This is a genomic window from Rhodoligotrophos appendicifer, assembly GCF_007474605.1.
Classification (GTDB): domain Bacteria; phylum Pseudomonadota; class Alphaproteobacteria; order Rhizobiales; family Im1; genus Rhodoligotrophos; species Rhodoligotrophos appendicifer.
The window spans coordinates 1-8,154 of sequence record NZ_VHKL01000025.1 but is presented as its reverse complement, the minus strand read 5'-3'; the positions used below and the strand labels follow the sequence as shown (position 1 = coordinate 8,154).

Here is an 8,154-nt window from a genome sequence, read left to right as displayed (position 1 = left end):
AAGGTTACGATGCGGCATCTGCACAACTGATTCGAACTTTGGAGTCAGAAACGTAGTTGCGGGCGAAAAGTTCGATGCTGCAATAAGGTTTTACCTGACGCACCCAATGTTTGGTGATCAGATGTGCGATTTACTTGGCTGTTCCAAAATTACGCAGAAGTACGAGGTCTAATTTAACGACCTAACCTCCCTACTTTCCTGCGTGAGAGAAGATGTGAATGGAGCCTATGATTTTCTAAAGAGAGCCTTGTGAACAAGGTTTTCTCTTTTGAAGGTTCGAAATCGTACGTGGCTTGCGCAGAAGGCGGCGTGTTGCTGCTGTCAGAGAGGATCTGCATATCCTCCTGAGAGGGATTAATGGCCGGCACTTCTCTGGTTATTGAGCGCCAAAGATGGTTCCGCTCCGTTTGTGTAAACTGGCTCCGCGGGTTTATCTGGACAGCCGTTAGATGCACCTCAAGTTTACGGTGCATTTAACCGCATTTGAAAATCAGTATCGCCTCGGATTTACCCGACAGACACTGCGCAAAAGCGCAATAATCGACTAACTCACAATAAAACGGGGTGCGGCTTGCTATTCTTCCAACTCAATCGTGAAGCCTGAGCCAAAACTAAAGCCACTGCGCGTCATCACGAAGCTGAAGCGTTTAAACGCCTCCAGGAGGTGTTGAACCGAAATGGGCGCTTCTTTCGCCTTAAGTTTTCCCGTGAGCCGCCCTCTCGCAGAGATTCGAACAGGCTACAATTTGCATACAAGATCGTGATGCAAGGCTGAGCCACATCCCCAGTTTGGGTGTCAGAAATTGAAAGCCTAATTGCCAGAACACCCTCTCCGTTTGCAATCAGGCCGGCTTCCCGTGCCCACTCACTTATGTCATTTGGGTATACATCGTCTGCTTCCACTCTGCCGAGCCAATCCCCGTATTGTACGGATGGTACGAAATCAGTGGTCGCCATAAACATCACCCCCGTGAGCGGTTGATTTCCGTGAAGCCAAGGTCCCGATCGTTTTCACTAAAAAGGTCTTCAAAAATGAAGTGTATGAGATTGCTTATCGAGGGCTCGTCCTTTTCCGCAGAGCGAACGCCTGCTCACATGTCTCGCAACGAACCATGAGGTTTGTCCCGACTACGGCGCCTTTGGCAAGCTGAAAACCCTTTGGCCAGACCTGAATGGAGAAACCCCAGCCAAGATCGAACGGTGCATTGTTCTCTACGCCTTGCGCCAGACCCGACGCTCCACAGGAGGGGCATCTGAGCGGGATCACGACGCGAGAAACCAATGCCATGAGAATCTGCCTCTGGTGATCAATGAATTTCACTTGAGCCGCCTGATCAGCTCCTCGGTTTCAGTCCCGTTGATCCTATGTTTTGCAAAGTGGGCGACTTTGTATCCCCCGCCCGCCGCACCACGGACACACAACGGCTACTGCGTCTGCGATTGAACTGCAGTAGTGCTCTTCTCCGGTTTCGAGCCTGGCACATGCGACATGGTTTTGGTACGGGTACTCAGATCTTCTCCCTGACGGACTTTGGTCTGTGTCTTCGATCTACTCCACTCTCCGCCTTCCTTGGCCGAAGCAGTCGATTTGGCGTTGAGATTGTTCTCGTTGGCATTGACCTTGGTGTCACTGTCAACTTTGCCGTCGACAGCGGCTGCACTTCCGCCAGAGCCGACTGTTGAACTGTGTCCGTCCTCGGTCGCACAACTGCCGCCCGTGCCCAGGGTGCTCGCGGAGGTATTCTCCGTGGCGCCACTGCCGCCGGAGCCGACAGTTGCCGACCCAGAGCAACCGTCCTGCGCGTGAACAACGGTACCGCCAACAGGCGCCATTAAGGACAGGATGACAACCGAGAGGTATGAGGACTTCACCTGGATCTCCTATTCTTCATGAGTGATTACGCAGTCGCCAGAACCTGCGGTGACGGATGTGCCGTTTGATGAGGAGGACGTAGCGACGGCGCTGCTTCCATTGCCCTGAGAATGAACCGTTACTCCGGAGCCGCTGGAGCCGGAACCACCAACAATGGTCCGTGCTGAGGCTGACCCGTTGCCGACAGTGACGCTGCTGCTGAGGCCCGACCGGTCATTTGTCGTATCGCGGGGTTTTTGGATGACCGTGCAGCCGTTAGAGTTTGATTTTGATACCGATTGAGCATCGACCTGCGAATAAGAAGCGATGGCCACTCCGAACCATCCAAGGGTCAGAAGACCAGTAAAAATCGGATTCGACAGTGACGCTGCTGCTGAGGCCCGACCGGTCATTTGTCGTATCGCGGGGTTTTTGGATGACCGTGCAGCCGTTAGAGTTTGATTTGATACCGATTGAGCATCGACCTGCGAATAAGAAGCGATGGCCACTCCGAACCATCCAAGGGTCAGAAGACCAGTAAAAATCGGATGCATTGAATGTCTCCATCCACTCCTGGCTCCGCACCGCGAAGCCAGAAAGCGTTCGGGATTTTAGCCGCAGCTACCCTTCTTTGCTTGGCCAGGAGGACAATCCTTGTTGCTGGTATCGTCCTGCGCTGCCCCGGCAGCCGAGCCTCCTGTCCCTACGGTTGAGCTCGAGCCACCACTGCCCGCGGAACTGCCGCCGGTCCCGACGGAGCTTGCACTTCCACTCTCACCAGAGCCTGCAGAAGAGCCACCTGTTCCTACCGAAGAACTTGAGCTGCCGCCGCCCGCCGACGTGCCGCCGGTTCCAAGTGTGCTGGAGCTTCCACTATCTCCGGAGCCCGCTGCCGAGCCTCCCGTGCCAACGGTCGAACTGCTTTGGCCGTCGCCCGCGGAACTGCCGCCGGTTCCAAGCGTGCTCGCGCTTCCGCCGCCATCGCCGCCTGAAGCACTTCCGCCCGTCCCCAGGGTGGTGTTGCTCGTTCCGCCACCTGCAGAGCTGCCGCCAGAGCCCACCGTCGAAGAAGTCTGCGCTATGGCCATAACTGAGGTGCCAGCAAGCACCGTCAGAACAAGGGCCGTTTTCCTGATGTATGATTTCACGCTCGTCTCCTAGGTTAATAGCCGAAGGGCTACTTAGAAAACGAAGCGATCGAGATTTTATTCCGGGGGATGCACGTCCGAGCTGTGAGATTCAAAGTCAGGCCCTTGTAGCTCCGGGTGTTTCCAGACGAAACGGATACTTCTGCGAGAGCTTAGGGCCCGGGGCGCTGGGCTTAGGGTGCTCGAACAACCGGTTGATACTACCACGCAGCTGGCAGGGCTTTCTCGGCACCCTAGGGGGACTTGCAGAGTCCGAGACCAGTCTCCGCCGTAAGCGTCAGATGGAGGGGATTGTTAAGTTGAAAAAGCGGGGTGTGTACAAAGAACGAAAGCCCTCAATTCACGTACCGAAAGTGATCCAGCATCGCGATCAAGGTCTTGGCGCCATCCCAAAGCAGATGAAGCTTCTGTGTACCGTGTGCTGCAAACCGATTGAAGCAACGCGACCTTAACGGCAGCTTTGCGCCTCATTTTGGTGGGCCAGGCGGGCTTCGCGATTTCCTGAAAGCTGCAGGTCGGCTCAGGTCACTGGTGGTCTGTAATGGTGTGGTTTCCTGACCGACCGCTTCCGAGTGAAAGACAGGAAAGGTAGCCATTCGCGTGAGCAATGAACCCCAACCGCTATACTTCCCGGACACTCAGTGATTCAGTGGTCAGTTCCGCAAGCCACCGCTCGTAGAGGTCAGGCTGACTTGCCTATAACGTTATGCCCAAGAGCAAAATGAGCACGACCTCCACGCGAGAGATCCCATTCTATGGGGCGGACTGCCGCCACGCGATCATCTTCAACGATGATTCCTTACTCTTAACCGATCAGCGGCCAGATCCCGGCTAGAAGTTCGCCACCAAACCAGAACACTGCCGCGACCCATGCAGTCGCCAGAACGGCCGCGAAGAGGCCCAGGACGAGTGCGAAACCGTCCTTCAGGATCAGGGCAAACGCGATCATTGCGATGGCGAAGACGGGCGGTACATTGCCGAGCGGTATCGGCAAACTGATCATAATTGAGAGAGGAAAAATAACCAAACCTGCAAGGCGACTGGTCTCGCGTCCTGCGAGCTGTTTGAACCGTCCCGGAGAGTGAAGCTTCTCGATTGAAGCCAGCCAGCTTCGCATTTTTGAGCCCGCCTTCACCAGCAATCCTGTGGATACGGATCGACGCATCAAAACAGCTGGCAACCAGGGTTTCGGCCGGCCGAAGATCATCTGGATGGCAAGGATCGCAACCGCCGTGCCGAAGACCATGCCGTATGGCCCCGGGATCGGAATGAGGGCCGTAAGCACGAGGATGAGAACCAGCGCTGGGAAACCGGCGGCCCCGAGCTGGTCGACAACGTCACCGATCGAGATACGGTCGCGAGCAGCGCACGCCGCCAGCACACCGTCAATTAAGCCGGACGCAGTGGGCGAAACAAGGCCTTGACCAACGGCCGGCACGCGACGATCCGATCCTGGCTTCAGTGGCATGCCAAGGCGGTCCATTGGTGTATCCTTCCTCAGGTGGTCCCCGCGCATCTCATTCAAGTTCACGGCCAACCGGATTGCTGCGAATGTGCTGGCACAGGCAGTCGTAAATGCCGCGCGAGTCTCGAGTATCGGTGACCTGTTCAAGGCGACGATGAGAGGATTGATGCCCGCCGCGTCGAGATCCTTCCGGCGACCGATATATCTCGCCCGATATCGTTCTAAAGCCCAGCAAAGCTAATCAGATGCCATTGCAAAGCCGACGAGGGAGATCGAGACTGATGTTCAGGCCGAACGTGCCGCAGCCGGTGAGTGGACTGCCACCCATTCGCCTTGCTCCGCTACCCGCTGGAGCCTTCCTGGGTCTCGAGAAACGGCTGGGCAGCCCCGATGGCAGATGCGCACCCTGGCGCAGCCTCGGCGAGAAGCGCGGCCGGTTCGACCAAACCGATCCAAGCACCGAACACGCTCGACGCCGCCCACCGGGGATCTGTCAGCGCGCGATTGACGATCTTCGGTCCATGCTCGGTTGCACAGGTCAAGACCGGAGCCACCACTTCCTGTGGTGCACGGGAATCAGCAAGCGTCCTCGCGATTTCCTGCTGCATGGGTTCGACCAGAAGGAAAATGATCAAGTTTACGAACAACTCTTGCATCGGTTCAACTCCTAGTTGCTGAGTCTGCAAATCTCAGCAGATGTATGATGGAAGCATGTGGCACCGGGCCTGCAACCCAGCATCACGGGTCAGTTTTCATGCGCACGGCAGCTCTTCTGCCCGACATGCTGCGGCTGCGCCCGCGTCTTGGCCAGACTCCAGACCACGCCGGAGGCGATGATAGCGAAGGTGACGCCCAGCGAGAGCGCGGCGGGGAATTTCGCGAGGCCGAGAAGGTCAGCGACAAAAATCTTCGAGCCGATGAAGATGAGCACAATCGCCAACGCGGGCTTCAGATACTGGAACCGGTGGATCATCGCAGCGAGCGCGAAGTAGAGCGCACGCAAGCCGAGTATGGCGAATATGTTGGACGTGTAGACGATGAACGGGTCGGTGGTGATGGCGAAGATGGCTGGGACCGAATCCACCGCGAAGATCAGGTCGGCGAGCTCGACCATAACGAGCGCCATAAAGAGCGGCGTCATGAACCAGACCAGCCTACCGGTCTTCGGGTCTGGCTTCTTGACGAAGAAATGCTGGCCGTGGTGCTCGTCGATGACGTTAAAGCGACGCCTCAGGAACCCGACGACGAGGTTGTTACCGATCTCAGGCTCCTTGTCGCCGATCCAAAGCATCTTGATGCCGGTGATCACTAGGAACGCCGCAAAGATGTAGAGCACCCAGGAGAACTGGGAGACAAGCGTCGCACCGAGACCAATCATGATGGCACGCAGGACGATGACGCCCAAGATGCCCCAGAACAGCACGCGGTGCTGGTATTGGCGTGGCACGGCGAAGAAAGAGAAGATCAGAGCGATGACGAAGACGTTGTCGAGAGCCAGCGTCTTCTCGACCACAAAGCCGGTCAGGTAGTTCATGCCGGATTCCGCACCGAGCTGCCACCAGACCCAGCCGCCAAAGGCGAGGCCGAGCGTGATGTACATTGACGACAGGATCAGGCTCTCGCGAACCTTGATCTCGTGATTGTCACGGTGGAGCACGCCAAGATCGAAGACCAGAAGTGCTGTGACGATCGAAATGAAACTCAGCCACATCCAGACAGGCTTGCCGAGCCAATCGGCGAATAGAAACGCAAATTCCACGTGACCTCTCCAACCGGTCATCCACGACGGGGGCAGTGTCCGACATCGCGAGAGGACCGGCATCTCTCGCCAGAGGGGCCCGGACTGGGGATTGAATGGAGCCGCCGCCGATCACGCTAGACCGGCGGCCGAGTTCACTTAACTGGCGATCGAAGTCAGCCGGAGGATCAGTATGGTTACAGCACTAAGACCGCGAGTCCGAGAAACCAGACGATCGTAATGAGCGGCCCGTCAAGCGGAGCGGCGACCTGCGCAAACCGGGCGATCAAGCCGTCGGCAGCGCCCATGCCGGCCATCCAGCCGACTGCCGCCTCGATGCCGGCATACGTGCAAAGTGCGAGCAGCGACCATGCGACGATCAGGGCGACGCCACCGTATCTGGCGACGCGGCTGAGTTTCGCGGCCTGGCGCGTTTGGAGATGCATGGAAGTGACCTCACGTGCGCGGCACCGCCATCGAGGGCGTAAAGGATCTGGGGCGTATAACGGGAATGGATGTCCCCTGCCTTCACGGTTGAGTAACTCGTGGATATTCGATCTGATCGCGAAATTTCAGCTTGAGGTTTTTCAATCCGTAGAGCCTCAAGCTGTCGGGGGCAGGACGCGCCTGCTCGCGCTCGATACGTTCCTGGATCGCGGCGGGGCGATTGCGAAGAGATTCCATGAAGGGGTCCATATGCATACCTTGGTTGATGACAACGAGAATTATCTGGTGGCAGGCAATCAATTGCGCCAATTGATTGTGGTAATTCAGTCCATAGTAACTAACTATCGCCTATGCCTTTTCGTCCTACCCTCCGCCAACTCGAATATGTTGTCGCCCTCGCCGAGTGTGGCCATTTCGGAAAGGCCGCCAAGCGCTGTCATGTTTCTCAACCCACCCTTTCGGTCCAGATCCGGATCATCGAAGAAAATCTCGGCATCCCACTGTTCGAGCGGACATCCGCAACTGTCTTAATCACGCCGGTCGGTGAGCGCTTTCTCCACGGTGCGCGCGTCACGCTTGCCGCGATGAACGATCTGATGGATGCCGTTGTGCAAGACAGCGCAGGCCTTGGCGGGGTTGTCAGGCTCGGCACACCTCCCACGTTTGGGCCATACTTCCTTCCGACTTTCCTGCCGCCTCTGCATCAAAAGTACCCCGACCTCAAAGTCTACATTGTGGAGGATCGCCCCGCTGCTATTGAAACCGCCGTCGCCGAAGGAACGTTGGATTGCGGAATTGGCCCTTCATGCGGCGAGCCCTCCCTGACCTTTATCCCGATAGGCAGGGAGCGGCTCTATCTCGGCGTTCCGGCCGACCACCGCCTGGCACGAAAACGCTCTGTTGGCTTGAAGGATCTGGCAAGCGAACGGCTCTTGGCGCTCGGCAGCGGCAACCGGTTGCTGGAGAACGTCCAGCACCTGGCACAGGCCTCGGGCGCAACTGTTGTTGATGACTACGTTGGCACAAGCCTCGACGCAATTCGCCAGATGGTTTCCATCGGCATGGGCTGTTCGCTGTTTCCCGAGCTCTACGCACGGGCGGAGTTCCGCAACGCTGAAGACGTGCATCTCTTGGAAGTGAAGGACTGGAGCGAGACCCGTCAGGTCGGCGTCTACTTCAGGGCGACGGCCGGGCGGGTGGCGCATTTTCAGGAACTTGCCGGAAGGGCGAAAGACGCTGCATTGGCGCTGGGCGTCGGCTAACCCGCCAGCGTGTCCTTACCCCTGAACTGAATGAATGTCGTGACGGAAGCAGCATGGAAAAGCCACGATGGGGTCGATGGGCGACTGACCTTGCGACGCTGACCAGCGCGGGGCCGTCATTGTCTAAGGATAGTGAACGTCAGCTTCCAGTGGTCGCCGTCAGCACCAATGGCACAGATTTGAGGTTGTGAACTGAGGAGGATTTGGGTCTCGTCGCAGTGACGAAGGAACGAAGATGAAGC

Annotated in this window: 9 protein-coding genes and 1 pseudogene; 2 read left to right on the top strand and 8 right to left on the bottom strand. The window is 57.2% G+C overall.

Translation table 11 applies throughout. From position 1 onward, the window contains the following. Window positions 1–1,425: 1,425 nt before the first annotated feature. The 8 genes from FKM97_RS26030 to FKM97_RS25995 all read right to left on the bottom strand — a co-directional run bounded on the left by FKM97_RS26030 (window position 1,426) and on the right by FKM97_RS25995 (window position 6,887). Complete coding sequence (locus tag FKM97_RS26030) at window positions 1,426–1,872, bottom strand: hypothetical protein (protein ID WP_246105278.1); 447 nt, start codon at window positions 1,870–1,872, stop codon at window positions 1,426–1,428. 9 nt (window positions 1,873–1,881) lie between these two features. After that, window positions 1,882–2,406 carry a hypothetical protein gene (locus FKM97_RS26025; RefSeq protein WP_144295379.1) on the bottom strand — a complete coding sequence of 175 codons (525 nt, stop codon included), beginning with the start codon at window positions 2,404–2,406 and terminating at the stop codon, window positions 1,882–1,884. Between the two features lie 57 nt (window positions 2,407–2,463). Next, window positions 2,464–2,940 (bottom strand): hypothetical protein, encoded by a 477-nt coding sequence (locus tag FKM97_RS27315; RefSeq protein WP_144295380.1) that lies wholly within the window; start codon window positions 2,938–2,940, stop codon window positions 2,464–2,466. Between the two features lie 865 nt (window positions 2,941–3,805). Further along, a complete protein-coding gene (locus tag FKM97_RS26015) occupies window positions 3,806–4,483 on the bottom strand; it encodes an exopolysaccharide biosynthesis protein (protein WP_170241157.1) in 678 nt (225 codons plus the stop codon). A 323-nt stretch (window positions 4,484–4,806) separates the two neighbouring features. After that, window positions 4,807–5,121, bottom strand: coding sequence for a hypothetical protein (locus tag FKM97_RS26010; protein ID WP_144295377.1), 315 nt, complete (start codon window positions 5,119–5,121; stop codon window positions 4,807–4,809). Window positions 5,122–5,210: 89 nt separating this feature from the next. Beyond that, the gene (locus tag FKM97_RS26005; protein WP_144295376.1) at window positions 5,211–6,224 is read right to left on the bottom strand and encodes a TerC family protein; all 1,014 of its coding nucleotides are present in this window, start codon (window positions 6,222–6,224) and stop codon (window positions 5,211–5,213) included. Window positions 6,225–6,400: 176 nt separating this feature from the next. Beyond that, window positions 6,401–6,649, bottom strand: coding sequence for a hypothetical protein (locus tag FKM97_RS26000; protein WP_144295375.1), 249 nt, complete (start codon window positions 6,647–6,649; stop codon window positions 6,401–6,403). A gap of 82 nt (window positions 6,650–6,731) precedes the next feature. Continuing rightward, window positions 6,732–6,887, bottom strand: coding sequence for a DUF465 domain-containing protein (locus tag FKM97_RS25995; RefSeq protein ID WP_205015315.1), 156 nt, complete (start codon window positions 6,885–6,887; stop codon window positions 6,732–6,734). Between the two features lie 113 nt (window positions 6,888–7,000). Between FKM97_RS25995 and FKM97_RS26860 the strand changes: the two are divergent. Then, a pseudogene (locus tag FKM97_RS26860) lies at window positions 7,001–7,138 on the top strand (LysR family transcriptional regulator); the annotation flags it as partial. A 96-nt stretch (window positions 7,139–7,234) separates the two neighbouring features. After that, window positions 7,235–7,912: a hydrogen peroxide-inducible genes activator gene (locus tag FKM97_RS25990; RefSeq protein WP_246105279.1), complete on the top strand. Its 678-nt coding sequence runs from the start codon at window positions 7,235–7,237 to the stop codon at window positions 7,910–7,912. Window positions 7,913–8,154: the final 242 nt, after the last annotated feature.